31 protein-coding genes and 3 pseudogenes are annotated in these 24,485 nt (G+C 42.4%); 22 read left to right on the top strand and 12 right to left on the bottom strand.

Annotated features, from left to right (window positions below):
* The first annotated feature begins 526 nt into the window (after positions 1 to 526).
* From LRS05_RS16085 to LRS05_RS16180, 22 genes and pseudogenes are all read left to right on the top strand, one after another.
* Positions 527 to 1,294, top strand: coding sequence for a ParA family protein (locus LRS05_RS16085; RefSeq protein ID WP_223053799.1), 768 nt, complete (start codon positions 527 to 529; stop codon positions 1,292 to 1,294).
* A 4-nt stretch (positions 1,295 to 1,298) separates the two neighbouring features.
* Positions 1,299 to 1,724: a DUF3408 domain-containing protein gene (locus tag LRS05_RS16090; protein WP_223053798.1), complete on the top strand. Its 426-nt coding sequence runs from the start codon at positions 1,299 to 1,301 to the stop codon at positions 1,722 to 1,724.
* Positions 1,725 to 1,726: 2 nt separating this feature from the next.
* A complete protein-coding gene (locus LRS05_RS16095; protein ID WP_223053797.1) occupies positions 1,727 to 2,356 on the top strand; it encodes a conjugal transfer protein TraD in 630 nt (209 codons plus the stop codon).
* Positions 2,357 to 2,462: 106 nt separating this feature from the next.
* Entirely contained in the window at positions 2,463 to 2,915 is a 453-nt protein-coding gene (locus LRS05_RS16100; protein WP_223053796.1) for a hypothetical protein, read from the top strand.
* Positions 2,878 to 3,285, top strand: coding sequence for a hypothetical protein (locus LRS05_RS16105; protein WP_223053795.1), 408 nt, complete (start codon positions 2,878 to 2,880; stop codon positions 3,283 to 3,285). The genes LRS05_RS16100 and LRS05_RS16105 overlap by 38 nt, the downstream gene beginning before the upstream one ends.
* Before the next feature lie 194 nt (positions 3,286 to 3,479).
* On the top strand, positions 3,480 to 3,785 hold the full coding sequence (locus tag LRS05_RS16110) for a DUF4134 domain-containing protein (protein ID WP_223053794.1): 306 nt from the start codon (positions 3,480 to 3,482) through the stop codon (positions 3,783 to 3,785).
* Between the two features lie 10 nt (positions 3,786 to 3,795).
* Entirely contained in the window at positions 3,796 to 4,128 is a 333-nt protein-coding gene (locus tag LRS05_RS16115) for a DUF4133 domain-containing protein (RefSeq protein ID WP_223053793.1), read from the top strand.
* Complete coding sequence (locus LRS05_RS16120) at positions 4,125 to 6,620, top strand: TraG family conjugative transposon ATPase (protein WP_223053792.1); 2,496 nt, start codon at positions 4,125 to 4,127, stop codon at positions 6,618 to 6,620. Before LRS05_RS16115 ends, LRS05_RS16120 begins: the two co-directional genes overlap by 4 nt.
* Positions 6,621 to 6,652: 32 nt before the next feature.
* Positions 6,653 to 7,282 (top strand): DUF4141 domain-containing protein, encoded by a 630-nt coding sequence (locus tag LRS05_RS16125; RefSeq protein ID WP_223053791.1) that lies wholly within the window; start codon positions 6,653 to 6,655, stop codon positions 7,280 to 7,282.
* Between the two features lie 11 nt (positions 7,283 to 7,293).
* On the top strand, positions 7,294 to 8,289 hold the full coding sequence (gene traJ, locus LRS05_RS16130) for a conjugative transposon protein TraJ (RefSeq protein ID WP_223053790.1): 996 nt from the start codon (positions 7,294 to 7,296) through the stop codon (positions 8,287 to 8,289).
* Positions 8,290 to 8,300: 11 nt separating this feature from the next.
* Complete coding sequence (traK, locus tag LRS05_RS16135; protein WP_223053789.1) at positions 8,301 to 8,924, top strand: conjugative transposon protein TraK; 624 nt, start codon at positions 8,301 to 8,303, stop codon at positions 8,922 to 8,924.
* 16 nt (positions 8,925 to 8,940) lie between these two features.
* Positions 8,941 to 9,198 carry a hypothetical protein gene (locus tag LRS05_RS16140; protein ID WP_257869193.1) on the top strand — a complete coding sequence of 86 codons (258 nt, stop codon included), beginning with the start codon at positions 8,941 to 8,943 and terminating at the stop codon, positions 9,196 to 9,198.
* A gap of 134 nt (positions 9,199 to 9,332) precedes the next feature.
* Positions 9,333 to 9,881, top strand: coding sequence for a hypothetical protein (locus LRS05_RS17390; RefSeq protein WP_308224955.1), 549 nt, complete (start codon positions 9,333 to 9,335; stop codon positions 9,879 to 9,881).
* The gene (gene traM, locus LRS05_RS17395; RefSeq protein WP_308224988.1) at positions 9,809 to 10,489 is read left to right on the top strand and encodes a conjugative transposon protein TraM; all 681 of its coding nucleotides are present in this window, start codon (positions 9,809 to 9,811) and stop codon (positions 10,487 to 10,489) included. Before LRS05_RS17390 ends, traM begins: the two co-directional genes overlap by 73 nt.
* A 48-nt stretch (positions 10,490 to 10,537) precedes the next feature.
* Positions 10,538 to 11,419 (top strand): conjugative transposon protein TraN, encoded by an 882-nt coding sequence (gene traN, locus LRS05_RS16150; RefSeq protein WP_257869194.1) that lies wholly within the window; start codon positions 10,538 to 10,540, stop codon positions 11,417 to 11,419.
* An 11-nt stretch (positions 11,420 to 11,430) separates the two neighbouring features.
* The gene (locus LRS05_RS16155; protein ID WP_257869195.1) at positions 11,431 to 11,982 is read left to right on the top strand and encodes a conjugal transfer protein TraO; all 552 of its coding nucleotides are present in this window, start codon (positions 11,431 to 11,433) and stop codon (positions 11,980 to 11,982) included.
* An 18-nt stretch (positions 11,983 to 12,000) separates the two neighbouring features.
* Positions 12,001 to 12,435 carry a DUF3872 domain-containing protein gene (locus LRS05_RS16160; RefSeq protein ID WP_223053784.1) on the top strand — a complete coding sequence of 145 codons (435 nt, stop codon included), beginning with the start codon at positions 12,001 to 12,003 and terminating at the stop codon, positions 12,433 to 12,435.
* 458 nt (positions 12,436 to 12,893) lie between these two features.
* Positions 12,894 to 13,349 (top strand): response regulator transcription factor, encoded by a 456-nt coding sequence (locus LRS05_RS16165; RefSeq protein ID WP_223053783.1) that lies wholly within the window; start codon positions 12,894 to 12,896, stop codon positions 13,347 to 13,349.
* Positions 13,350 to 13,527: 178 nt separating this feature from the next.
* Positions 13,528 to 13,698: pseudogene (locus LRS05_RS17715) on the top strand (hypothetical protein); the annotation flags it as partial.
* A gap of 77 nt (positions 13,699 to 13,775) precedes the next feature.
* Positions 13,776 to 13,958: a hypothetical protein gene (locus tag LRS05_RS16170; RefSeq protein WP_257869196.1), complete on the top strand. Its 183-nt coding sequence runs from the start codon at positions 13,776 to 13,778 to the stop codon at positions 13,956 to 13,958.
* A gap of 259 nt (positions 13,959 to 14,217) precedes the next feature.
* Positions 14,218 to 14,379: a hypothetical protein gene (locus LRS05_RS16175; RefSeq protein WP_257869197.1), complete on the top strand. Its 162-nt coding sequence runs from the start codon at positions 14,218 to 14,220 to the stop codon at positions 14,377 to 14,379.
* Complete coding sequence (locus LRS05_RS16180; RefSeq protein ID WP_257869198.1) at positions 14,318 to 15,256, top strand: IS110 family transposase; 939 nt, start codon at positions 14,318 to 14,320, stop codon at positions 15,254 to 15,256. Before LRS05_RS16175 ends, LRS05_RS16180 begins: the two co-directional genes overlap by 62 nt.
* Positions 15,257 to 15,418: 162 nt before the next feature.
* On the opposite strand, the gene LRS05_RS16185 is transcribed toward LRS05_RS16180, so the two are convergent.
* The 12 genes and pseudogenes from LRS05_RS16185 to LRS05_RS16240 all read right to left on the bottom strand — a co-directional run.
* Positions 15,419 to 15,625 carry a GDCCVxC domain-containing (seleno)protein gene (locus tag LRS05_RS16185; protein ID WP_083820984.1) on the bottom strand — a complete coding sequence of 69 codons (207 nt, stop codon included), beginning with the start codon at positions 15,623 to 15,625 and terminating at the stop codon, positions 15,419 to 15,421.
* On the bottom strand, positions 15,625 to 16,227 hold the full coding sequence (gene merTP / locus LRS05_RS16190) for a mercuric transport protein MerTP (protein WP_006801254.1): 603 nt from the start codon (positions 16,225 to 16,227) through the stop codon (positions 15,625 to 15,627). Before merTP ends, LRS05_RS16185 begins: the two co-directional genes overlap by 1 nt.
* Positions 16,224 to 16,598, bottom strand: coding sequence for a metalloregulator ArsR/SmtB family transcription factor (locus LRS05_RS16195; protein ID WP_044216709.1), 375 nt, complete (start codon positions 16,596 to 16,598; stop codon positions 16,224 to 16,226). Before LRS05_RS16195 ends, merTP begins: the two co-directional genes overlap by 4 nt.
* A 288-nt stretch (positions 16,599 to 16,886) precedes the next feature.
* Positions 16,887 to 17,693 (bottom strand): PRTRC system ThiF family protein, encoded by an 807-nt coding sequence (locus LRS05_RS16200; RefSeq protein WP_223053781.1) that lies wholly within the window; start codon positions 17,691 to 17,693, stop codon positions 16,887 to 16,889.
* Complete coding sequence (locus LRS05_RS16205) at positions 17,690 to 18,406, bottom strand: prokaryotic E2 ligase family D protein (protein WP_223053780.1); 717 nt, start codon at positions 18,404 to 18,406, stop codon at positions 17,690 to 17,692. The genes LRS05_RS16200 and LRS05_RS16205 overlap by 4 nt, the downstream gene beginning before the upstream one ends.
* Before the next feature lie 10 nt (positions 18,407 to 18,416).
* Entirely contained in the window at positions 18,417 to 19,571 is a 1,155-nt protein-coding gene (locus LRS05_RS16210) for a hypothetical protein (RefSeq protein ID WP_223053779.1), read from the bottom strand.
* 16 nt (positions 19,572 to 19,587) lie between these two features.
* Positions 19,588 to 19,806, bottom strand: coding sequence for a PRTRC system protein C (locus LRS05_RS16215; RefSeq protein ID WP_223053778.1), 219 nt, complete (start codon positions 19,804 to 19,806; stop codon positions 19,588 to 19,590).
* 17 nt (positions 19,807 to 19,823) lie between these two features.
* Positions 19,824 to 20,362: pseudogene (locus LRS05_RS16220) on the bottom strand (PRTRC system protein E).
* Between the two features lie 210 nt (positions 20,363 to 20,572).
* Positions 20,573 to 20,968 carry a hypothetical protein gene (locus tag LRS05_RS16225; protein ID WP_257869200.1) on the bottom strand — a complete coding sequence of 132 codons (396 nt, stop codon included), beginning with the start codon at positions 20,966 to 20,968 and terminating at the stop codon, positions 20,573 to 20,575.
* 135 nt (positions 20,969 to 21,103) lie between these two features.
* Positions 21,104 to 22,177 carry a DUF932 domain-containing protein gene (locus tag LRS05_RS16230; RefSeq protein WP_223053775.1) on the bottom strand — a complete coding sequence of 358 codons (1,074 nt, stop codon included), beginning with the start codon at positions 22,175 to 22,177 and terminating at the stop codon, positions 21,104 to 21,106.
* A 28-nt stretch (positions 22,178 to 22,205) separates the two neighbouring features.
* The gene (locus tag LRS05_RS16235) at positions 22,206 to 22,607 is read right to left on the bottom strand and encodes a single-stranded DNA-binding protein (RefSeq protein ID WP_223053774.1); all 402 of its coding nucleotides are present in this window, start codon (positions 22,605 to 22,607) and stop codon (positions 22,206 to 22,208) included.
* A gap of 687 nt (positions 22,608 to 23,294) precedes the next feature.
* Positions 23,295 to 24,452: pseudogene (locus LRS05_RS16240) on the bottom strand (IS3 family transposase); the annotation flags it as partial.
* Positions 24,453 to 24,485: the final 33 nt, after the last annotated feature.

Genomic DNA, 24,485 nt, shown 5'->3' on the forward strand with positions numbered 1-24,485 from the left:
TGTTCTGTAGAACAGAAAATCCACCCTTCGGGATGGATTGGAGTAAGCAGGATAAATGGCCTAAAAGCCATTAACGGTTACGGTTCAACCCTGTCGGGAGGCAAGAGTCATAGTGCTGGTATACCGCCAATACAAAGTAAAGGCGGGAAGTGGAAAGCATTGCACAATGCAACAACGCCGAGTATTGCCATCAGTGGACAAACAAAACCATTACTGAGAAAGTAAGTACCCATCTGCATTCCTTTGTCCATATATAACACCATAGCAAGATATGTACGTACCAACCTGCATATGTAAGCACAGATGTGCAAGCTGCTCTACCGCAGCACATACTTATATAATTTATCATATGCCTATGTGAATAATTAAGTGCGTATGAAGATGTGCATGCAGCTGATTAGGTAACCACATACATCTTTATTTACGGTTGCCACTGCATATGCACCTATGCAGGTTGTAGCCAACATACCTATCTACGGATGTAGTGCCGCATGTGAGTATGGTAAACTTCTAAAATCATTTATATATGGAAACAAATCATAAAACAGTATTTATCGCCTTTTCTTCACAAAAGGGAGGCGTTGGCAAAAGTACATTTACAACCCTTGCCGCAAGTGTGATGCACTACCGTCTGGGCTATAATGTCGCCGTCTTCGATGCAGATTTTCCCCAACACAGCCTTGTCAAAATGAAATCCAGGGATTTGGCAATGGTCATGGAAAACGAGGTTTTGAAAAAAATGGCATTCCGGCAATTCAGCACAATCAATAAAAAGGCCTATCCCATTATACAAAGCAGGGCGGAAGAAGTATTGGAGTCCGCGATTAATTTTATAGAAACTTCTCCGGTGGCCATCGACGCGCTTTTCTTTGATCTGCCGGGGACGGTCAATACCCCGGGTATCCTGAAGGCCCTAGCCGGCATGAACCATATTTTTACCCCAATTATGGCAGACCGCCTGGTAATGGAAAGTACGCTCATCTTTACACAGCTGCTTCAGGAAGTGATTATGAAAAAAGGTGAAACCTCGATTGAGTCCATCAACCTGTTCTGGAATCAGGTCGATGGCAGGGAAAGCACACCTTTGTATGATGTTTACAATAAGCTCATAGCGGAACTGGGATTAAGCCTTATGCGAAGCCGGATTAAAAACAGCACCCGCTTTCGAAAAGAGAGCGAAATGGATAGCAAAGCCATTTTTCGCTCAACGGTAATGCCGGCAGATGAACGTTTGATGAAATCCACCCAGTTGGACCAATTCATGGAGGAATTTTTAAGGATTATAAAGTTGTAGTGCTATGGACCAAAATAATAAAAGAAAAGCCGGTTCCGATATCGATGAAGAAGCAATGATGAACCTCATGGTCGATGGCGTAAAGAAGGAAGGCCTTACATTACCTGGGCAACCGGCAGACCTTGCCAAAGAAAATCGAATCGGTCCGCCCCGGGCACAACCTGTCAGGGAAAAAGACAGGACAAAGAACAAATCGCAAGGGAACTACGAAAGCATTTTCTTTAAAAAGGCTGAAACTAATGCCCGTGATGGCAAGACGGTGTACATCAGGCCGGATTTCCATGAAAAACTTTCAAGGATAGTGCAGGTGATCGGAGAAGACAAAATTACCATTTATGCCTATTTGGATAATCTGTTGGATTATCATTTTCAGGAATTTGGGGAACAGATAACCAAAAGCTTTAATGAAAAATATAAACCAATTTTATAGATATGGAAGCAATTATAATTCTATGCCTGCTGGCTGTAATTGGATTACTGTTACAGGATAAAATAGTTATAAGATGGAAACGCGACAAGAATGAATCATCGGAATCCACAAAAATTGAGCATGAAATAATGGGTAGCCCGAAACCATTGGAAAGACACTCTGTGACGATTGCCGCCCGTGAAGGCCAAAAAGAAAAGCAGGTGGCCCAACCTCATAATTTTGCTATGGAAACCAAGGAAGAAGGTTTTAGTGCAATTCCGCAGGAAGAGCTGGATGAAGTTTTTGACAAAGGGCCAGACCTGTATGAAGAAGAAGATGAGGAATGGAGCAGCTACGGGCCGCCAAATGACGAAGATGGTTTTGCCACAGGGGTTACCTTCGATGAACTGAGCGCTACGCAAGCGTTGCTTCAACAAGAAACGTTGGAGCCCGCCTTGGAAAGACAAGTAGTGGATATTGTTCAAAAGATTCAGGGAACCGATCTTTTCAGTCTTTTGGAACAAGCGATGCCGGACGCTTCGCAGAGAATCGCGAAGCTGCTGGAAAAAAGCCTGGGGTCGGAAATGGGATCCGGTTCTTCCGTTTTGCGGAATAATTATTTAGAGAATTTTGACATAGGCGATTTTGCCTGACAAGTGCCAAAGCAAAAAAGGATTGATTATAGTTTGTAATCAATCCTTTTATCTTTTTACCAACGTATTGATAGAAACACCCTGCTTTTAATCTAAAACAATTCATATGGAAAGCGAACTGCCGATTTATACCATTGAAGGAACTGATTTTTATGTGGACGTAAATAGCTTCCGGCTTACCGAAGTTGGTAACCCGGAGAATGTAATCGCCTGCACGGATATGGCTGACTTTTGGGATGGCTACCGTTTTGACTACAATAAGGAAAGAAAGAATATACCGGGCTTTTATCAGAGAACGGATGCAGTTATAGCGTTGCCCGGATTCACTGTCCTGGATCCGGAAGGGATGGCGAAACGTTTCTGTATAAGTATTGACCAGGTTAAGGCCACTACAGATTTTGACCTGTTGGTCGATCCTGTCTCTTTTGATTTAAGGGTAAATAAAGGGGTATTGCCGACCCTGACAATAAGTGGCCATATTTTCTATGTGGATATCCGTATGGATATGTTGCGCCCCAAAGATGATTTCCTTTCCAGGGGAATTAAATTTTCCGATTGAGAATTACTATGATGAAGATAAAAGGACATATACCATTCCATACAATCCCAAAACCCACGAGTTCCAGGAACCGGACTACCGCAATATCAAAGGCCTGCCAAAGGACATTATTACCGTAGAGTTCCCTTCGGAAAGGTTACTGGACCGTATCGGCTGGAACCGGAAGTATGGCTTCGACATGAAGCATGGGCTTCGGATAAATGGACTGGCAATGCAATTCGAGGCCAGGCATGTGCCGTGGAAAGAAACTTTTTTGGTTGATCTCATTAAAAGCAACCGTTCTATAGAGCGGAAACGGGAAGAGCAAAGAAAAGGATTGCAACAAATGAAGGAACCGCAGCAACCCGGGAACAAGGGTCGAAGGATGTGACAATAGCAAACGTATGATAAAGCATCGGAGAGTAATCCCGATGCTTTTTTTTAATAGATCCATCACAAGAGCGCCTCCCGATGCCAATCATTTCCTTACGGCGAAACTTTGCTTTCGTGCTTCTATTTCTATCACACCTTTGTCCCGAAGCTCGCGGTAAGCGGGATAAGTATAATTTCTAAATGTGATTAATCATGCTAAAAGAAAGAAAAAAAGTATTGCTGACAGGTTTGCTGTTCCTATCGGCATTCGCAGTGTTTGCTCAGGGCGACGGGTCGGCCGGTATCAATGAAGCAACACAGATGGTTACGTCCTATTTTGACCCGGCTACACAATTGATCTATGCCATAGGCGCTGTGGTTGGCCTTATAGGAGGCGTAAAGGTTTACAATAAGTTCAGTAGTGGAGATCCGGATACCAGCAAAACGGCTGCGAGCTGGTTTGGTGCCTGTATTTTCCTGATTGTTGCTGCTACGATACTGCGCTCATTCTTCCTGTAACCCGGCGTCTATGAATAATTATAATATAAACAAAGGGATTGGCAGGACAGTGGAGTTTAAGGGCCTGAAAGCCCAATACCTGTTCATATTCGCTGGTGGCTTACTTGGAATACTGGTATTGGTCATGGTGCTGTATATCGGAGGGATAAGCTCTTACATCTGTCTTGGGATCGGAGCCGGTGGGGCATCATTCATTGTGTGGCAAACGTTCGCCCTTAATAAAAAATACGGCGAGCATGGCCTGATGAAAATTGCTGCCCGAAAGAGGCACCCACGCTACATCATCTGCCGAAGGGCAATACCGCGCTATCTAAAAACAACTCCTAAAGCAGCTTCACTATGAAAAATATTTCCAAATCTGCCACATTGGAATATAAGTTTCCACTTTTAGCCGTCGAGAATAATTGCATCGTCTCTAAAGAGGCTGACGTCACTGCCTGCTTCAGGGTGCATTTGCCTGAGCTCTTTACGGTAGCATCCGCTGAATATGAAGCAATTCATTCGGCCTGGTATAAAGCGATTAAGACATTGCCCGACTACACTGTGATCCATAAACAGGACTGGTATATAAAAGAGAACTACGCTCCAAACATTGCGGAAGACGGCCTGAGTTTTTTAGGCAAATCGTATCAGCAGCATTTTAACGAACGGCCGTTCCTGAACCACTACTGTTATGTATTCATTACCAAAACTACCAAGGACCGCATGAGAATGCAGAGCAATTTTTCGACCCTTTGCAAAGGAGCTCTCGTCCCGAAGGAAATGCAGGACAAGGAGGCCATGCACCGCTTTATGGAGGCTGTGGCCCAATTCGAGCGGATTATCAATGATAGTGGTTTTGTAAAGCTTGAACGGCTGACTGAAGAGGAGATTGCCGGTACTGATGATGTCCAGGGATTGCTGGAACAGTATTTCACCCTGTCCAGAGAGGCAGGCACCCCGATGCAGGACATAGCCCTGGGCGCTGAAGAAGTGAGAATCGGGAACAACAGGCTATGCCTGCACACTTTATCCGATACCGGTGACCTTCCCGGTACAGTTGCGGCAGATACGCGCTATGAAAAGCTTTCCACTGACCGAAGTGATTGCCGCTTGTCTTTCGCGGCACCAGTGGGGTTGCTGCTCAGCTGCAACCATATTTACAACCAGTATATCTTTTTGGATAATAGTGAGGAGAACCTCAGGAAATTTGAAAAGTCAGCGCGAAACATGCATTCGCTCGCGCGTTACAGCCGAAGCAACCAGATCAACAAGGAATGGATCGAACGCTATCTCAATGAAGCGCACTCTTTCGGGCTTTCTTCTATCCGGGCACATTTTAATGTAATGTCATGGTCTGATGACCCCATTGAGTTTAAGCAGCTTAAAAACGATACAGGCAGTGCATTGGCACTTATGGAATGCAAACCCAGGCACAATACCGCAGATGTTGCGACACTGTACTGGGCGGGTATTCCGGGGAATTCGGGTGATTTCCCGAGTGAGGAAAGTTTTTATACATTCATCGAGCCCGCCTTATGCTTTTTCACAGAGGAAACTAATTACCAGAATTCTGCATCGCCGTTTGGAATAAAGATGGCTGACCGCCTCACCGGAAAGCCTATCCATCTTGACATATCGGATCTTCCTATGAAGCGTGGTATAATCACCAACAGGAATAAGTTTATCCTGGGCCCGTCAGGATCGGGAAAATCTTTCTTTACCAACCACATGGTACGTCAGTATTATGAGCAGGGCGCGCATGTGCTGCTTGTGGACACGGGGAACAGTTATCAGGGTTTGTGTGAGCTGATAAAAGGCAAGACAAAAGGAGACGACGGTGTGTATTTCACCTACACTGAGGACAATCCCATAGCTTTCAACCCCTTTTACACCGATGATGGGGTATTTGACATCGAGAAACGCGAAAGTATCAAAACGCTTATACTAACCCTATGGAAACGAGACGATGAGCCGCCGACACGTTCTGAGGAGGTGGCACTCTCCAATGCCGTGAGCGGTTATATAGAAAAGATAAAAAATGGTTCTGAGCGGCCATCCTTCAATGGTTTTTATGATTATGTGCAATCAGATTACCGTAAGGTACTGGAAGAAAAGCATGTTAGGGAAAAAGACTTCGACCTTGCCAATTTCCTTAACGTACTGGAGCCATATTATAAGGGCGGTGAATACGACTACCTGCTAAATTCTGACAAGCAGCTCGACCTGCTTTCCAAACGCTTTATCGTTTTTGAAATCGATGCCATCAAAGACCACAAGATACTTTTCCCTATCGTGACCATCATCATTATGGAAGTTTTCATCAATAAGATGCGAAGGCTAAAAGGTATCCGGAAGCTGATCCTTATTGAAGAAGCATGGAAAGCCATAGCGAAAGAAGGTATGGCTGAGTACATAAAGTACCTTTTCAAGACTGTCCGCAAATTCTTCGGTGAAGCGATTGTGGTAACCCAGGAAGTGGATGATATCATCCAGTCACCAATTGTAAAGGAAAGCATCATCAATAATTCCGACTGCAAGATCCTCCTTGACCAGCGGAAGTACATGAATAAATTCGATGACATACAAGCGATGCTTGGTTTGACCGACAAGGAAAAGGCACAGGTACTTTCCATAAACATGAACAATGATGCAACCCGTCTTTACAAGGAAGTCTGGATTGGCCTTGGCGGGACACATTCGGCGGTATATGCGACTGAGGTAAGCCTTGAAGAATACTTGGCTTACACTACCGAAGAGACTGAAAAACTGGAAATCATGCAATTGGCCGCAGAACTTGGAGGCAATGTTGAACTGGCAATAAAGCGGATCGCAGGAGAAAGAAGGGATAAATAATAAGTGTACAAATAATTTAAAAATCAAATACAATGAGAAAATTTTTGTTTATGGTGCTGGGTGCAACGCTGTTTGCCACCGCACCGATGAGGGCGCAATGGGTGGTTTCCGACCCGACGAACCTGGCTCAGGGAATTGTCAACACCGCTCAGGAGATTGTGCAGACATCCGCCACTGCTGCCAATACTTTGGACAGCTTCAAGGAAGTGCAAAAGGTCTATCAGCAGGGTAAAGAATACTACGACGCACTTAAGGCAGTGAACAATCTGGTGAAGGATGCCCGTAAAGTGCAGCTGACAGTTCTTATGGTTGGTGACATTTCTGAGATTTATGTTGTGAATTTCGGAAAAATGATGAACGATCCAAATTTTAATGCGCAGGAACTCAATGCAATTGGCTTCGGTTATTCCAAACTGCTCAACGAGAGCGCCGAGCTCCTGAAGGAACTCAAGCAGATTATCACTGCGTCGAGCTTATCCCTGAACGATAAAGAGCGTATGGATATTATCGACAAAGTTTATGGTGAAGTAAAGCAGTATCATAGCCTGGTACGCTACTATACCAATAAGAATATTTCAGTAAGCCTTATCCGTGCAAAGAAAGCAAACGATACAAAGAGGGTATTGGAATTGTACGGCAGGCCAAATGAAAAATACTGGTAATTAATAAGGTTATGGAATTCGAAAATCTTCACCAGGTACTGCGGTCACTCTATGATGAAATGGTACCGCTTTCGGCAGAGATGGCGACAATTGCCAAAGGGCTTGCCGGTTTGGGAGCGCTGTTTTATGTAGCCCTTAAGGTGTGGCAGGCCCTGAGCCGTGCTGAGCCCATAGATGTTTTCCCACTTCTTAGGCCATTCGCTCTAGGCCTTTGCATTATGTTCTTTCCTACTATGGTGCTTGGAACTATCAATGCAGTGCTAAGCCCTGTAGTGACCGGAACGCATGGGATATTGGAAGGCCAGGTGTTTGACCTTAATACACTACAGCAGCAGAAAGATCAACTGGAACGTGAAGCAATGATGCGAAATCCTGAGACCGCTTATTTGGTTTCAGACGAAGAATTTGATAAGAAGCTCGAAGAATTGGGATGGTCGCCCGGAGACCTTATGACAATGTCAGGGATGTATTTGGAGCGCGAAATGTATAATCTTGAAAAAAGCATTAAGGACGGGTTCAGGGAGTTTATTGAGATACTTTTCAAAGCTGCCGCTCTGGTTATTGATACTATCCGTACATTTTTCCTCATTGTGCTTTCGATACTGGGGCCAATAGCTTTTGCCATATCGGTTTGGGAAGGTTTTCAGTCCACGTTGACGCAATGGCTGATGCGGTACATCAGCGTGTATCTGTGGCTGCCTGTTGCAGACCTCTTCAGCGCTATGCTTGCAAAGATTCAGACACTGATCCTTCAGAAAGATATAGAGAGCCTTTCCGATCCCAACTACATTCCTGACAGCTCATCTACGGTTTATATCATATTTATGATTATCGGCATCATCGGATATTTTACCATCCCGACGGTTACAGGCTGGATCATTCAGGCTGGCGGCGCAGGAAATTATACCCGAAATGTTAACCAGGCTGCGCAAAAAACAGGGAACGTTGCGGGTGCAGTCTCAGGGGCGGGTGCCGGGAATATCAGCGGAAGGCTAATGAACAAATAATAATAGAAAAGATGGAATTTAAAATTTTAAGGAACATAGAAAACAGCTTCAGGCAAATCAGGCTGTACGCCATAATCTTTGCAGCTCTTTGCATTCTTGTAGCAGGATTTGCAGTCTGGCAATCGTATCAGTTTGCACAGGAACAAAGACAGAAAATTTATGTCCTTGATAATGGCAAGTCTCTGATGCTGGCCCTATCACAGGACGCGTCAATCAACAGGCCGGTAGAAGCTCGCGAGCACGTAAGACGTTTTCATGAGCTGTTCTTTACCCTTGCGCCGGAAAAAAATGCCATAGAAAGCAACATGAAACGGGCTTTCAACCTGGCAGATAAAAGTGCCTTTGATTATTATAAAGACCTTTCTGAGAAAGGATATTACAACAGGATCATTTCCGGGAATATACAGCAAAGGATAGAAGTTGATAGTGTTGTCTGCAATTTTGATAAGTATCCATACGCTGTAACGACCTATGCGAGGCAAAGCATTATCCGCAGCAGCAATGTGACCAACCGGAGCCTGATAACTTCATGCAGCCTTGTTAACTCGGTTCGTTCCGACAGCAACCCGCAAGGTTTCACTATTGAGAAATTCAGTGTCCTTCAGAACAACGACATTGAAACCATAGAACGCTAAGATTTTAACGATGAAAATGAGGGATTCAATCAGCCGGTGGATGGAAAAGCAGGAAGCCCGCTGGCAGGCGCTGCCTCGTGACAGGCAACGCAAATTTACTGTTTTGCTTTTTGCCGCTTATCTGGCTATCAGCGTTGGTGTTTACATTGGATACTTATACGATGTCAGCTCGCCCGGTAAGGTGATGGAGTACAGGCATATTGAAAATCCGGTGCTTAATTCTAAATCTTCACATAAAATGAAGGACACAATTTTACATACCTATAAACGATAAATTATGAAAGAGACTGAAAAAAGAAGCAGGTCGTAAGGGTTACAGAAGGGAACCCTGGAAAGGAAGCTGCACAGCTTCCGGATGGGAACATAAATAAAGCAGAACGCCTTAGGAAGCCGCTAATATTCGCGCTGATGGGCGCAGTATTCCTCGGCTGCATGTACCTGATATTTTCGCCATCGGGCGAAAATGAAAACCCTTTGGAAAAGGTGGGGATAAATGATGCTGTACCACAGGCCACCGATGCAGGATTGCAATCCGATAAGCAAAAAGCCTATGAGCAGGAACTGCTGGAAAAAAGGGATCAGGAAAAAAGAAAATCGCTTCAGACACTGTCTGATTATTGGAGCTCCGATTCTACAAAACAGGAGGTGGTGCCGGAACCCGAAGTCATGGAGCAGCCGGATCCGCAGAATGGCGGCAATGCATTAAGCAGTTATCGCAATGTACAAAGCACCCTTGGCTCGTTTTATCAAAATAATGATGAGAATGAGGCATTGCGAAAGGAGCTTGAAGCGATGAAGGCAGAACTCTCCCAAAAGAAAGCCGTTCAGGATCCGATGCAGAACCAGCTTGCCCTTATGGAAAAGTCCTATGAGATGGCAGCAAAATATTTTCCGGGCGGTACAGGCCCGGCCACAAAAAAGATTCTGCGGCGCCTACCGCAAAAGAATCGTTTGTAGCGTTCCGACAGGAAAGGAAAAATGTCGTTTCCGCATTACCGCAGGAAGCGGTTATAAATTTTTCCTCCCCGCGCAACCAAGCCGGAAACCAAACGGTATTTCGCAGTGCGGTCAAGCAGCAGCAGACACCTCAAATCAGGAACGGTATCCGTGCCTGTGTACACGAAAGCCAAACCATTGCAGGGGAGGGAAACGTAAAGCTGAGGCTGCTCGAAACCGCGCATGCTGCAAGCATGACAATCCCTCAGGGAGCCTTGTTGACGGCCTCGGCTAAATTTCAGGGAGGTCGCCTTCAATTAAAAATTTCTTCAATTGAGCATCAGGGCAACATTATACCGGTAGAAATACTGGTGTATGATATAGACGGGCAACTTGGGCTAAATGTTCCAATAACGCCTGAAGTCGGTGCAGCCAGCGAAATGGCAGCTAATATGAGCCAAACAGCAGGCACTAATATGATGCTCACACGCTCGGCAGGACAGCAGATTGCTGCCGATCTTAGCAGGGGTGTCGTCCAGGGTGTCTCCGGTTACTTTTCAAAAAAAGTAAGGGTCCAAAAAGTCGCCCTTAAGGCGGGTCACCAAGTCTTCCTTGTTTCCAAAAAATAACGTTTAAACTAAATTTTTTTAAAAGATGAAATCACTATTCAAAAAGTAGTGGCAATATTCGCTATTGCCTTAACCAGCCTTACGGCTATGCAGGGATTTGCACAAAATCCCAACCTTCTTGAAATCGGAAAAATCGAACCGTATGAAATGGAGGTCACCTTCGATAAGACCAGCCATCTGATCTTTCCTTCTGCCATCCGTTACATTGATTTGGGCAGTGATTACCTTGTCGCGGGGAAGGCAGAGGATGCTGACAATGTGCTCCGTGTAAAGGCGGCAGTTCGGGACTTCGAGGAAGAAACGAATTTCTCGGTCATTACTGAGGACGGATGTTTCTACAGCTTCAACGTGTACTACAGCCCGTATCCTTATGTACTGAGTTACGACCTTTTGAAAATGGGCAGGACATTGCAAAGAAACTCCAGTAACGACGTGCTTTTTGAAGAGCTTGGGAGTAGTTCCCCATCAGTGGCCGGGCTGCTGCTGGAGACAATATACCAAAAGGACAAACGCCTGATACGGCATATAGGGTCTAAAAGTTACGGCATTCAGTTCCTCCTTAAGGGAATATACATTCACCGTGGCAGCTTTTATTTTCATACGGAGTTGCGCAACAATACAAATGTCCCATTCCGTATTGACTTCGTGAACTTCAAAGTGGTTGACAAAAAGGTGGCGAAACGTACCGTTGCACAGGAAAGAAACCTCACGGCTCTGCGTATGTACAAGCCGCTTATGCCCATCACGTCGCAAAGCAGGGAGCAGAATGTTTTCCTTTTGGACCAGTTTACAATCGACGATGATAAAGTGCTGCTGATAGAGATTTTTGAGAAAAGCGGTGGCAGGCACCAGGTTTTGGAAGTTTACAATTCAGACCTTGTCAGCGCCAGGCGCATTGAGGACATGCAGCTGAAGATTAAGCAACGATAAAGCAAGCTGATATGAAAAAGTTAATTTTTACAGTTTTGGTTTTATGGCTGGTCACTTCAGGCTATGCACAGCGCATGCTTCCCGGCCAGATGGGATTGGAGGTGTCGGCTGGAACCTTCTCAGCAGACAGTCCTCACAAGAATTACTTTGTCGGAGTAGCCCTGGCAGCTATGACCAAGAGAGGCAATTACCAATTGTATGGAGCCGAGTATTCCCATCGCTATGCCTCCTATAAAGGCACAAATATACCCTTGGAAACGTTCTTAGGGGAAGCCGGGTATAGTTTCAGCCTTCTGGCAGACAGGAAAAAAGCTGTGGCATTCTACGCAGCTATAACCGGTGTCGGTGGTTATGAAACTATAAATCGCGGAAATGATATGTTATTTGATAGGGCTAAAATTCTGAACGATGAGGGCTTTGTCTATGGGGCCGGCGGGAGGTTGTCTTGTGAAGTTTATTTGTTCGACAGCATGGTATTGATACTGCAGGGTCGCGCCAGGATGTTATGGGGGGACTTCATTAGAACAATTTCGACCGTCCCTTGGCGCAGGATTACGATTTAATTTCTAATATTTAAGCAGATGAGAAACATTTTAAACACAGGTAAACAAATATTGGTACTCTTAATGGTAACAGCAGGATGTTTTTTAAATTCTTCCTGTGAAGAAGAGGAACTTAATATACAGGACAACTTCCCTTTTGGGGTTTCTGTTATGCCGGTTCCGGATGAGATTGCCGACGAACAGACGGTAGAGTTACGGTTTACCATCCAGCCCACAGGAAATTACAGCAATACCCGTTATTTTATTCGCTATTTCCAGTTTGAAGGACAGGGCACTTTGCAGTATTTTGACGATCCGCCCTACCTGCCGAATGACCTCTATGAATTGCCTGATTTGCAATTCAGGCTTTATTATACATCTGCATCTGTTGTGTCGCAGTCATTTGATGTATGGATATCCGATAATTTTGGAAATGAAAGGCAGGTCAGTTTTCAGTTTAATAGCAGCGATTAGGTTGAGCATATACCCCGAAATACTTTTCGGGGTATTTTGTTTAATAACCTTTTCTTTAACAGAAACATTGGATAAAATCAAAGACGTCACTATGTTTGTGTAAAATATAGAAAACTCTTAAAGTGTTTTTGCTTTAAGTCTCGACATTGAAAACTGGTAATTTTTAAAGACCGCGAGACAATAAGTAGGAACGCTCATGCCATTGGCGTGGGCGCTCGCTTATTCGTGGTCGGGCATACCAGTGCCTCAATGCCGGTAAGTGTTGTGGCCTGCGCCATACTTTTTTATGGCATCCCATCTAATTAGTCCGAAGGGACAAGGCATCCTCCAAAACCCGGCATGGCATTTTGATTCGTACAGAGTCACAAACTTTCAACACTATTGAATGCTGTTGGCCGAACTACCTGTATAATCCTGAAGTCTGTTCATCCGGCACTATTCGCCAAATATGCAAGGAAATGAAAAACGATAGCCCAATTATGATTGCCTTAATTGACGACCATGCCAAGCTTCGCAATGCTGTAGCAAATTATCTTGAAAGCTTTAATTACACGGTTATTTTACAGGCAGCAGACGGAAAAGAAGGACTTGAAGCAATAGCGCTTCTGCCTGAGAAGCCAAAGCTATGTATCGTGGACATCAATATGCCTGTAATGGATGGATTCGCCACTGCGCGGCAATTAACCCAGTCCTATCCCACGGTCAAAATATTGGCCTTCAGTGTACATGGTGATGAGGAGAATGTCGTAAAGATGGTGGCGGCAGGCGCAAAAGGATACCTTCAAAAGGGTTGTGATCCCGAGGAGATTAAGCGAGCGGCTGACCAATTAGTAGCAGGGAAATATTATTTTAGTGAAGCAGTTAAAGATGTGGCAATCAAATATTTATTTTCTGAAGGTAAGTTGTTGCAATAATCCCTTCAGTTTTAAACTATAGCCTAAAGATGTAAGTATAGTAACGCTATAAGCTCATGAAACAATTTGACGATCGTATTATCGACCGAACCAATAAATTTTACCTCGAAATGTCAAGAAAGGTTCTGACAGTTCGGGAGTATGAAATTATGCATAAGTTGTTGATCGAAAAAAGACGAGTAATGAGGTGTCTGAACTTTATGGGTTGACCAACGAGAGGATCAGGCAGATTTATCAAGATACTTTTAGAAAAGTAAAAAATGTGACCGGCGTACTTGATGATATTGACCATTACAAAAAAGTCCTTACGGAGCTGAAAAAAAGTGCAGCGAGGCTGAGGGTGGAATAATGGGGAAACATGATAATGCCACTGTCCCGGATTTGGAAAAGCTACTGAACGAGTGCAATTTTCCCTTTAGCAAAAGAATGTACAGTTTTTTCGAGCTATTGGAGGTAAATACCATAGGTGAGCTGTCGGTTATAACATTAAAAGAATTTAACTGTCTCAGGGGGTTTAAGAGCCAGCTGAAAAAAGAGCTTATCGCATTTATAGAATTTGAGAATATTGAGAACCTGTTCGACGGATTCCAGGAATGGAAGGATAATTAATAGATGACCATCAACCGTGCGACATTCTTTTGCTTCTCCTATGTTTGTATAATATAATCTAAGTGAAGAAGGGCGAGAGCAGATTTTGCTTTAAATAGCCTTATGGTATATTCAAGAAAAGAGACTGCCTCCTCTTCTTTAACCTTTTAGAATCTGAACAGAATGTAAGGAACTCAATCATAATTATGGGTTGCGTAGCCAGTATATCTAGTCAGGAGAAAAGATGAAAAAAGGTTATCACTTACCTAAACCAGATAAGATGAAGGTATTATTAAAGCAGACAGTAGGAATTGATGTTGCTCAAAAAGAATTAGTTGTATCGCTTGGTCGAATGGATGAGCAGATCAGCATAGAAGTTTATGCCTACAAAGTATTTCCCAATACTAAAAAGGTTTTTAAGCCTTGTATCATGGGTAAATAAGCAGACGTCAACTGCGACAGAAGTGCGGTACATAATGGAAGCAACTGGAGTTTATCATGAATCCTTAGCCTATTATCTATGCAGTACTCAAAAACAAATTAGTATCGTTTTACCTAACAAGATCAGTAATTATGCGAGAACACTTGACATAAAGACTATTACTGACAAGAGCGCTTCACAAGCCATAGCGAGATTTGGATTGGAAAGGCAGTTGGAAATATGGCAGCCTCCTTCAAAAATATTCAATGATTTAAGACAGCTTTGCCGGGAACGTGAGCAGCTAGTGCAGGAACGCACAATGTTGAAGAATCAACTTCATGCAGAACGTACTTCTGCAACAACAAGTGAAAAATCAGTAAAACGAACTAATAAAAGAATAGCTTTGATTAATGCACAGGAAAAGGAGATACAGAAGGAAATTACTAAGCTTATCAATGGAGATAGAGTTTTAGTAGAAAAGATGAAGATAATATCTTCTATACCGGGAATTGGAAATCTAACGGCTGTAACCATTATCGCGGAAACCAATGGATTTGAGTTAATAACGAATAAAAAACAACTGGTCAGTTATGCCGGATTAGATGTAAAAGAAAAGACATCTGGAACCTCAGTGAAATCCAAACCAAGAATATCCAAGCGGGGCAATCGGAATTTAAGGAAGGTAATGCACTTTCCTGCATTGGCTGCAATAAGAACTGATGAAAGGTTCAGATATATTTTCTTAAGATTAGTTTCAAGGCATGGTATTAAAATGAAGGCTATTGTTGCCATCCAAAGAAAATTACTGGAATTGACTTTTATCTTATGGAAGAATAATTCTTATTATAATCCAGGACACGAATATCAAATTATTCCGTTCCAGGAAGCAGCGGTATAAAAAAAGGGAAACTATAAGTCATTTCCCTTTGTAATCAATTTAAGAGGTTTAGTTTCTGGCTATGCCCTCTAACTCTTTATTTCTATTATTTAATTGATAGTAATTCTTTTTAAAGCATAAAAAAACCGTTTAAATTGCCATAAAAAATGCCTGTTTTGGTACTCAACAGCATTTTTTATTTTCTTGAATTGGCGGGCACTTTACAGAACCGAAACTACAATAGACACAACAGTCACCTTCCAGAGGTTTTAACATTGTTTTGCACTTTTCGCATTCGTAAAAATATTGACAAGCATTTGTTGGCATTGTCTCCTCTTTTTTGTGACCACAGTTTGGACAAGTTATTATTGATTGTAACTTTATTTCCATTATGATATAGTTTTACTTTTTAGTGATTTATAGCCTGTCGAATTGATAGCTTTTTCGATTTCTTCTATACTTGTTTGTTTGATGTCAAACCTTACAATAGCGTTTCCTTTCTCATAAGAAACTACAACTTCGACAATTCCTTTTAGTTTGCTAATCTCTGTTTTAACGTGATGTTCGCAGCCTGAACAAGTCATTCCTTTAATTGTAAACTCAACTTTCTGAATTTTGGAAGTTTGGGTAATAATTGCTTTACTTTCAGTCTTTGGAAAAAAGATGTGTGCATAAATTGGAAATGATAAAAGTAAAACCGCCATGACGGTAATAATTCCTAAAAATGATTTTGTCTGCATAAAATTTGGTTTTTCAGTTATTTCACAATTACAGTCAATTCTCTTTTGTGGTTTCAACTTTTGATACCATGCAAAACCAAGCACTAAAATTGTTAAACCGATAAAATATGGCCGGAAAGGTTCGAGCCAGGAAAAAGCTGAAGCAAGTCCGCTTGTTCCTGCGATGATAGCCAAAACGGGTGTAATGCAGCACAATGAAGCTGCAATTGCTGTCAAAAGTCCGGTCCCGATTAGTTTCTTATCCGTTTTCATATTGCTTCTACAATTTTGTTATCGTCGAGTATTTTAAAAAATGGGTTCAGCATATTTTCATACTCTTTTGTCAATGAGTAAAAAATGGTTTGTGCCTCTCTTTCGGTTACAATGAGCTTTCGGTCTTTAAGTTTTCGCAAGTGCTGGGAAACTGCTGAAATTGTCATACCAAGAATATCACTTAAATCACAAACACAAAGTCGTTTTTCTTCATAAAGTAGAAACAAAATTCTCAGCCTTACATTATTCCCTGCCAATTCAAGTCCATTCGATAAATAGTCAAAGGAGTCATGGAGTTCTGAAACTCGATTTTTACAGCGATTGATTTGTTTAATGTCAGCCTGTTGTCTTATACACGAAATATTATCCATAGTGCAAATATAGCTAACTTTATTATTTAAGCAAATTCTAAAATACAAATTAAAATATTTTTTTATAATTTTTTGGATTGTAACACAGAATCTTTTCTTGGCCGCAATTGGAAGAAAAGAAGTCCGCTAAAATGCAGCATGGGATAATGAATATCCCACGAAACAAGACCGCAACTTTTTTGATTAAAACCGCACGGTGGATTTGATCAAATAGGTTGCATTCATTGCATGAGCAAAAAGACTGTCCTGATCTTTCAGGGGCTGTCTTTTTGCCGCCGGATTTTGCAATCAGGCTATTTTTAAAGGGTTTGTGGTAAAATCCTTCAGGTTATGGAAAAAGCCCCTGTAGGGTGTCAACCCATTGCGGAACATGCCCCACAGCAGGGAGCAACCCATCTGTACCAAGGACGAATTGATATATAAATCCTGTTTTGCGAGTGCCTCGGCTAAACTGCAACTTGGCGTATCATCCGACTGTTCCGACGCTTTCAGCAAATCGCCAAATTCCTCTGTAACAAATGGCAGGCTTGCCACTGTCTCGTATTTCTCCGAATTGGGCTGACGTACAGCTCCTATTGTAGATAGTATTACCTGCCCTGTGTTCTGGCTGTTTCCGAAATCAAGCCAGTAAAGCGGGCGGTTTGAATAGGCATTGCCTTTGCTTGCCTTCTGAATTATTTCAGCAATAGTAAAACGGGCTTGTACGGTATCTACGCAGGAAATATAAATAGTTGCCCTTGCATGGTCAGGCAGCTTGTCAAAACTTGCTATTTCAAACTTGGATGTTTCCGCTTTCCAATTAGTACCTGCCCATCGGTTCGCACGGTTAATGATAGCTACGGATTTGTGTAATCCTACCTCACATTCTGCAAATCGTTGCCTTCCCAAATTGGCATGGGTTATCGTGTCATCATCCCATAATCTGACCAATAGACCTGCATGGCCCAATTCAATCAGGCTATGGTTCATTTCCAGCAGTGCGATAATTACTTTTGAACCTGTGCCTCCCGCACCAATGACGTTTACCGTTACTGGATTAGTCGGGTTTAAAAGGCTGTTGTCCGTAAAATGGACTTTCATTTTCTCAGTATTCATGGCAGTATATTTTTTATTGTCCTGTTGGTTTTTTTCAATACTTCATTGGGGAAGGCTTTCCCTGTGGCGATAAGTTCTTTCCATAGGCTTACACAATTCCCGATAACAGGATTGTGCTCATTTACTAAATGGCTGAAATAGCTGTTAAAAAAGTAGCTTTCCCAAGCAGATGTAAATTCATCAACTGAAGCGGAGTTTTTAATATTTATGTTTACCGTACCCATACAGACGTTGCCGCTTTCGTACACATTGAAAAAGGGTGCGTGGTATAATGCTGTTTTCCCGTTCGGTCTTCGGTTCGTCGCAAGGGCGAAAAGCGTCAGGCTGTGTTTGTTGGCATACCAAAGCAAAGCGGGTACTTCCGCAGTACCATTTGCCATATCAAGTTTATCTGCAAAAAACAACTTTGTTTTCCTTGACTTGGTAAACCACATTACCGCACCCTTATCGGTAGGATTGATATACAAAACATTGGTGGGTAATATTCCTTCGGACTTAAGGAAAGCCTTGCTTTTTTCCTTTTCGGTATTGAGCGCTTTTGCAAGTGCTTTTGCTTCCCTTTCCGTAAGCGGATGGGCATTTATTGGATTACCGTTCCTGTCCATGTCAAAATGCTCAACATAGGTAGCCCTGTTGGTTCCTTTGGTTTGGTAGATGACCAATGCGGACACGGGATGGTAAAGCGTTCCGAAATTTTGCGTTATATCTTCCATGACAAATTAATTAAAAGCTGTTCAGTATATAAATTAGTTCTTCAATAAGCGAAAACAGACGGTTCTCAAAATCAAGCGTATCGCAGGTAACAGTTGCACCATCAAACCGTTTTTCTATCACAGGCTCTTGCATCTGCCCGTATTCCTGCAATTCATTATTCACGCTGTCAAAAAGCGTTTGGAACAATAATCCCTTAGCCTCAGCACAAAAGGAAACATACTTATCCATTGAAACGATGTTTTCAAAATCGTCTTCCTCTGCAACGGTATTAGGTTGCGCATTTCGGTAAAAGGCAATATCTGGGTACTGCTCGTAAAGGGCGAAGGCTTCGGATGCGAGCATAAAGCAATCATGTTCAAAGCTGTCTTCGCTTTTGAATTTATCCAAGCGTTCTTTAAACCTGCTTAAATTTTGATGGTTGAAAATTTTACGCTCCATAGTATCGCCAATCCATTGTGCTTGCGTAATCTCTTCCAAGTAAGTCGGTGTATCCTCGTTTTCATCATCACAGGTGACCCACTCCGTTACCATTTCATACATCCAAAACAGGTAACTGTTTTCCTGTCGGTAATAAGGTACATCGGCAATGTGGTACAGATAAGCGCATACCGATTGCAGGAGTTCGGTAACCTGTTTGCGTTTTGGGTTCTTGGATAATCGGTATAGCGGTAGGATAGGTATATAGTACAGGGTTGAACCTGTATTATAACGTTCCTCGCTTACAAAATAGGTTTTAGCGCTATCCTGTATAAGATGTATCTGCTCCCAATCCCTGACACTATTGCGCAATTGCAGTTCAATATCATCCAATGCCAATGCAATATTATAAGGATAGCCGTATTGCCGTGATGGCATTGGCTCTATACCGTAGTGTTGCGCCAGTTGGGATAACGACTTATAAAAATCACATTCCATTTTTGCGGATTTCCTGTCAGCCTGTACAGCTTCTGCCTGTTGCAGTTTCGGCAGGAAGGCAGATTTTAGAAAACCATCGGTAGCATCGCTATCGGCACGGCTCTCAACCTGTCTTTTTGTATTTCGTTGGCATCCTTCGGCCTCTGCATCCAATCTGTAAACCCTCCTAATTGCTGGTGCAGTTGGATTTGCGTGGTTTGCTGACGGGCTTGGATAATGCCCGATATGATGTTGCGTTGCATAGTTCATAGGATTAAATTGAAGGTTAACCTTTCGTTCCCATTACACTTTCAAAACGGTACTGTACCGTATCATCCTTGATCTGCGGTGCAGATACCTTTGCGGTCGTCAATATCGGATAGGTAGTGGCGTAAAAATTCATTACCGCTTCTACACTCCATTTTGGTTCAGGGTCGGATAGCCTGACTTCCTGCCCTTTATCATTAAGTATAAATACTCGTTCTAATTGCGTGGCTAATAACATGATGTTGAAGTTTACGGTTATACAGTTTCTTGATCGGTTCCGAAAAGGCTCGGGCCTGAAAATTTATCTGAAAGTTCTTTTTGCGCTTACGGATGGTTTCTGCCTGTTCGGGATAGTCGGCAGGGTTAGGCACTTTTGACCATGCCTCACGAAATTTTCCTTCTTTTTCAAGCTCGTCAGCTTTCGCCATTGCTTCTCTGAATTTCTTTTCCTTTTCTTCTTTAACTTTCTTTTCCCTATCTGCTTTTTCTTTTTCCATTGCGGAGTTCTTTTTGGCTTCTTCCAGTTGCTTCATAAAGCCTTCCATATCCACCATCAAGCCCGATGCGGTTTCGATGGGTACGGTAATCTTCTCAAAGAAACCTTCGTCAAGTTCTTGGGAAGTTCCACGGAGATTAAGGGGCGGAATGCTATTCTTCGCCTTATCCCCGCAGGTATCGTTTTGAAGCATTACCGCTACAATTAAATTACCTTCTGCCCCTTTTGAAATGGTCAGGTGTAAATCGCCTGTGATTTCCATCTGTGCTATCTGATTAAAAAAATTAGTTGTTGCCATGATATTTTTATTTACTATTATTTTGGATACCTACCAGTTTCTCATATAAATCCTGCCAATAGGCTCGCCTTCGCTTATCAAAGTCAGAGTAAATGCAGTCTTCGTATCAGTATTCCTTATATTGGAAGCATTGACTTATCGCTTCAGTAAGGTCAGTCACCTCGATTGGGCAACCGTGCAAATCTGTTACTGTCATTGCGGTACCTTTCATCATTTGTGCTTATTAATCCTTCGCTCAAGCAAGGTTTCTAAAATCTCGCAATCGCTTTCATAAGTTTCGCCCTCAAAATGATACGTGTCGGTGTCCTCGTCAAATTGATACGTGTCAAAATCTTCGTTTTCCAAATAGATGTCGGTAAGTTCCCCTCCTTCGTAGGTTGCCCTGCCATAGACAAGATTGCCACTTTCTTCGTAGTCCACTACAAAATTGACTTTATAGTGGTCGGCAATCTGTTCCAATATTTCAAGGTTTGGCGACCACCTTGTTTGATACTGGAATTCGCCTGTATCGCCCTCATTCCAATAGATATCAAAGAAGTATCCCGTATCAATCGTAGTAAAGTCGGGAAGCTGTCCCATCTGTTCCTTATCCTCCTTTTCAGCCATCCTTTCAAATAGCTTTTGTATTTTTTTTGATTGTTTCAGGTTTCCCCTGAAAAGCAACCGTATTACTGCACATATTTGCCATAACTTTTGATTTAAAGGCAACCGCCCGTTACAGGCGGTCGCCTGTGGTTACCCTTAATTGAAATTGAATACGTCCGTCCCGATTTTTTGGAATGAGGTACAGAGTTCAAAAGCCTTTTGCGATTTCATCTGCGCAGTACCGCCCATCACAATGGATTGCAGTTTGGCTTCATCACTTTTGTAGCTTCTCACGTTCTGATAGTAGCCCGTCACGGCATTGTATGCCCCAAACAATGTTCCTTTGGTAGTGTCCATTTGTTGGGTGTCGCTCATCATAGCGTAGGCAAAAGCATCTTCTACCGTGTTTTTAAAGACAGTCGAAAGTTCATCTTCAGCCCCTTTTTTGAGCAGGTCAAATGTTTCCGAATTAGGGCAAAGCGCAAGCTGTATCAGTTTTTTCACTTCGCTGTCCGATACTTTTACTTTTGTCCAGTTGTTGAAAATGTCCTGCAATTGGTCGCTCAGGTTGTTCGCCAAACCCATGACTTTGTGGGCGTTCTCCAAACGTTGCTTAGCCCCTGAAGTGTGCTTGATGCGTACTACATTGCTCATACTGCGGAGCGATGCGTTCAGGGTATTTTGGCATACAATCCTAATGGGTGTAAATGCAGCTGTTATACTTCCGCTGCCATCGTGCGAGGTGGTCAGGAAGATGTATTTTTCAGTAACGTCTTCGCCTTTTCCTACTCGGATATAGTCTGGAAATTTAGCGGTTATAAAAATGCGCTCTCCATTTCCCAAAGCTCCTGCAGTCTCGTACAGAATGCCATCGCCACCGCCTACAATCGCATCAAAAAATGCGAAGGCATCACGGTTCTGGACGATGTGATAGTCTTTTCCCACTACGCCCAACACGGCGTTGTTGTCTCCTCGGATGTTAGCAAAATAGTTTGGCACTATGATTTCCTTATCCCTGATTTCCATAGTATCTTCAGTTTCGATAATACCCGTTCCTGTGGTGTACAGCGGTGCTTTAATTACTTCGTAATCCAGTCCTGCGTGCCTGATGGCTTCCTCGCTTGTCGGATATTCCTGAACGGTTTGCCCCAATCCGTGCCATGCTTTTTCCTGTACGCTAAAAAAGCTGTACTTTCCTGTCCTCTCGTTGAAATTCAAATTATGTCCCATGATATTGAAATTTTAATGTTGATGAATGTTAGAATGGTAGGTCATCGTTACCGCTTACGGTTTCGTAGGTTGCGACTTCGATATTTTCCGCTTCGCGTTCAGGCTCTGCCGTTTCGGCTTTCTTTACCCCGAGATGCAGTTTTATTCGGGCTGTATTAAAATTAAGCCCTGCGTGAGCCTCACCATTTTTGCCTATCCAAGACTTGGCGCTTACCCTGCCTGTCAGTTCCACGAGCGTGCCTTTTGTGAGTATCTTGGCAACCTTCGCACTTAGCCAATAGGCGCAGTCGAAGTAGGTGGTTTGCTCTACACGTTCGCCCTGTTTGTTGCGGTAGCTCTCGTTTGTCGCTATTGAAAAATTTACTACCTCTTTGCTGTTTGACAGTGTACGCACCTGCGCATCTGCTGTCAGTCTTCCGATGATGTTCATGATTTCTGAAATTTTGAAGTTTTACTTTTTTTAAATTTTTATTTATTCGGCAATGAGAGGAGGAGCTGTTTTGTTTCACTCTGTTGCCGGTTGTAATACTATTGATCTTCATTTCTGACATTTTTTTTATTCGTTTAAAGAGCCGGAGTATGCTATGTTTCGTTTCATGAGCATAAAAAGGTGAGTGTTTAGCAGGCGCGGGGTTTTGCCATAAAATACTACCCGAAGGGCTGGAGATTTTTTGACAAACCGAAGGCTTGACCTTGCGCATGCGTTAAGGACACGGAGTTACCTTTGCTCCTGAAATGAGACAGAAGCATACAGGCATTTAAGGCTGGGTGAAAAGGGAAGTAACGAAAGCTGTATTGAAAAGCGCAACTGTAAAAAGTACTGATCACAATTCTTCAATGTAAGGTTAACTTGATTACTGAATATATTTTTGTACCTTTGTAATCAGTTCATTAGAATTGTGTACTATAAAGAGGTCGCTATCTTGTGGATAACGATTTAGATACTATTAGGAATAGAAGGATAATACTAAATTTGTGGCGCATTCATGGCGCAGCAAGTTTAGTATACATAAAAGCTTAGCAAAAATTGCGAGTTTAAGATGGCAAGTTTCAATCCCTTCCCCTCTGCTATCTTTTCAGGGCAAAACTCTTTCAATTATAATGAAATTTTTAAAGCTTAAATTACATTATTTATTTGGTCGTATTCTTCGATGGTCTTATAACCTAAAAAAGAATGCCTCCGTTTTTTATTGTACCAATTTTCAATGTATTCATATACTTCCGCTCTTAACTGGTTTCTGGTCAATAGCGTACTTCCATTAAGTAATTCCAACTTAAAAGACCTGAAAAAACTTTCGCAGACCGCATTATCATTATGGTTTTGTTTGCGGCTCATACTCTGCCTGACAAACTTGTGAGCATTTAAAGCCTTACAGAAAATCTTATTTGCATATTGAACCCCTTTATCGGAATGAAAAATCAAATCCTTCGTGATTTTTCTGTTTTTAACCGCCATTTCCCAAGCAGGCAAAGTAGTTTCTTTAGTTGTCATTCCATTACTTAGATTCCATCCAATAATTTTTCTATCAAACAAGTCCATAATAATAGTTAGATATACGAAACCTCTTACCGTTTGGATATATGTGATGTCTGAAACCCATGCCTTGGCGGGCGCATCAACTGTAAATTGCCTGTTTAGAACATTAGGAAATGTATAATGGTTGTGATTTGAATCGGTGGTCGGCTTATACTTCCTCTTGGTTTTACAACGTAGGCCAAGCATTCTCATATAACTGGTAACCTGCGCACTCTGTATCTTAAATCCCCGCTTGTGAAGCTCTTTTGTAATTTTTCTGCATCCATAAGTTTGCTTATGTTCATTAAATATGGAGACAATCTCTTGTTTGAGTAAAATTATTCGGGATTCTGTATCCGATAATTCCTGTTTCTTCCTGCGGTAATAGGTAGTTCTCGACACGCCCAATACCGCACACATTTTTAAAATTGAAAATTTACCTTTATTTTCTTCAATGAATTGTTTGGTTGCTATTTTTCCCTGAGTAACAGATCCGGTGCCTCGCTTTAAAATTTCCAGAGCAACTTCTGAGTCTTTAATTTTATTTTCGAGTTCAGTAATTACAGATTGGTTGGGTGTTAATTTTAAATAACCTGTCCCGCAGAAACTTCCTGCCCCATATTTTTCAAAATCCTGCCGCCATCTGTTCAGGCAACTCGGTGTAATTCCGAGTTCTCGTTCAATAACGACAATTTGTCCCTTGCCTCGTTCATAACTTAATTTAACAGCATGCTCCTTAAAAGCACGGTCATATTTTTTTTATCATCTGAAAGGTGTTGATTTATACCCTAT

It is taken from the genome of Flavobacterium sp. J372 (assembly GCF_024699965.1).
Classification (GTDB): domain Bacteria; phylum Bacteroidota; class Bacteroidia; order Flavobacteriales; family Flavobacteriaceae; genus Flavobacterium.

What these genes read in the sequence shown, in the direction of transcription:
- LRS05_RS16175 (WP_257869197.1), top strand. Translation starts at nt 14,218, where the DNA reads ATGAAGGTATTATTAAAGCAGACAGTAGGAATTGATGTTGCTCAAAAA.
- LRS05_RS16120 (WP_223053792.1), top strand. Translation starts at nt 4,125, where the DNA reads ATGAAAAATATTTCCAAATCTGCCACATTGGAATATAAGTTTCCACTT.
- traJ (WP_223053790.1), top strand. Translation starts at nt 7,294, where the DNA reads ATGGAATTCGAAAATCTTCACCAGGTACTGCGGTCACTCTATGATGAA.
- LRS05_RS16085 (WP_223053799.1), top strand. Translation starts at nt 527, where the DNA reads ATGGAAACAAATCATAAAACAGTATTTATCGCCTTTTCTTCACAAAAG.
- LRS05_RS16170 (WP_257869196.1), top strand. Translation starts at nt 13,776, where the DNA reads ATGTACAGTTTTTTCGAGCTATTGGAGGTAAATACCATAGGTGAGCTG.
- LRS05_RS16125 (WP_223053791.1), top strand. Translation starts at nt 6,653, where the DNA reads ATGAGAAAATTTTTGTTTATGGTGCTGGGTGCAACGCTGTTTGCCACC.
- LRS05_RS16090 (WP_223053798.1), top strand. Translation starts at nt 1,299, where the DNA reads ATGGACCAAAATAATAAAAGAAAAGCCGGTTCCGATATCGATGAAGAA.
- LRS05_RS16160 (WP_223053784.1), top strand. Translation starts at nt 12,001, where the DNA reads ATGAGAAACATTTTAAACACAGGTAAACAAATATTGGTACTCTTAATG.
- LRS05_RS16140 (WP_257869193.1), top strand. Translation starts at nt 8,941, where the DNA reads ATGAGGGATTCAATCAGCCGGTGGATGGAAAAGCAGGAAGCCCGCTGG.
- LRS05_RS16105 (WP_223053795.1), top strand. Translation starts at nt 2,878, where the DNA reads ATGATTTCCTTTCCAGGGGAATTAAATTTTCCGATTGAGAATTACTAT.
- LRS05_RS16095 (WP_223053797.1), top strand. Translation starts at nt 1,727, where the DNA reads ATGGAAGCAATTATAATTCTATGCCTGCTGGCTGTAATTGGATTACTG.
- LRS05_RS16155 (WP_257869195.1), top strand. Translation starts at nt 11,431, where the DNA reads ATGAAAAAGTTAATTTTTACAGTTTTGGTTTTATGGCTGGTCACTTCA.
- LRS05_RS16165 (WP_223053783.1), top strand. Translation starts at nt 12,894, where the DNA reads ATGAAAAACGATAGCCCAATTATGATTGCCTTAATTGACGACCATGCC.
- LRS05_RS16235 (WP_223053774.1), bottom strand. Translation starts at nt 22,607, where the DNA reads ATGAACATCATCGGAAGACTGACAGCAGATGCGCAGGTGCGTACACTG.
- LRS05_RS16195 (WP_044216709.1), bottom strand. Translation starts at nt 16,598, where the DNA reads ATGGATAATATTTCGTGTATAAGACAACAGGCTGACATTAAACAAATC.
- merTP (WP_006801254.1), bottom strand. Translation starts at nt 16,227, where the DNA reads ATGAAAACGGATAAGAAACTAATCGGGACCGGACTTTTGACAGCAATT.
- LRS05_RS16110 (WP_223053794.1), top strand. Translation starts at nt 3,480, where the DNA reads ATGCTAAAAGAAAGAAAAAAAGTATTGCTGACAGGTTTGCTGTTCCTA.
- LRS05_RS16200 (WP_223053781.1), bottom strand. Translation starts at nt 17,693, where the DNA reads ATGAATACTGAGAAAATGAAAGTCCATTTTACGGACAACAGCCTTTTA.
- traK (WP_223053789.1), top strand. Translation starts at nt 8,301, where the DNA reads ATGGAATTTAAAATTTTAAGGAACATAGAAAACAGCTTCAGGCAAATC.
- LRS05_RS16210 (WP_223053779.1), bottom strand. Translation starts at nt 19,571, where the DNA reads ATGAACTATGCAACGCAACATCATATCGGGCATTATCCAAGCCCGTCA.
- LRS05_RS16185 (WP_083820984.1), bottom strand. Translation starts at nt 15,625, where the DNA reads ATGGAAATAAAGTTACAATCAATAATAACTTGTCCAAACTGTGGTCAC.
- LRS05_RS16225 (WP_257869200.1), bottom strand. Translation starts at nt 20,968, where the DNA reads ATGGCTGAAAAGGAGGATAAGGAACAGATGGGACAGCTTCCCGACTTT.
- LRS05_RS16205 (WP_223053780.1), bottom strand. Translation starts at nt 18,406, where the DNA reads ATGGAAGATATAACGCAAAATTTCGGAACGCTTTACCATCCCGTGTCC.
- LRS05_RS16115 (WP_223053793.1), top strand. Translation starts at nt 3,796, where the DNA reads ATGAATAATTATAATATAAACAAAGGGATTGGCAGGACAGTGGAGTTT.
- LRS05_RS16230 (WP_223053775.1), bottom strand. Translation starts at nt 22,177, where the DNA reads ATGGGACATAATTTGAATTTCAACGAGAGGACAGGAAAGTACAGCTTT.
- LRS05_RS16180 (WP_257869198.1), top strand. Translation starts at nt 14,318, where the DNA reads ATGCCTACAAAGTATTTCCCAATACTAAAAAGGTTTTTAAGCCTTGTA.
- LRS05_RS16100 (WP_223053796.1), top strand. Translation starts at nt 2,463, where the DNA reads ATGGAAAGCGAACTGCCGATTTATACCATTGAAGGAACTGATTTTTAT.
- LRS05_RS16215 (WP_223053778.1), bottom strand. Translation starts at nt 19,806, where the DNA reads ATGTTATTAGCCACGCAATTAGAACGAGTATTTATACTTAATGATAAA.
- LRS05_RS17390 (WP_308224955.1), top strand. Translation starts at nt 9,333, where the DNA reads ATGGGCGCAGTATTCCTCGGCTGCATGTACCTGATATTTTCGCCATCG.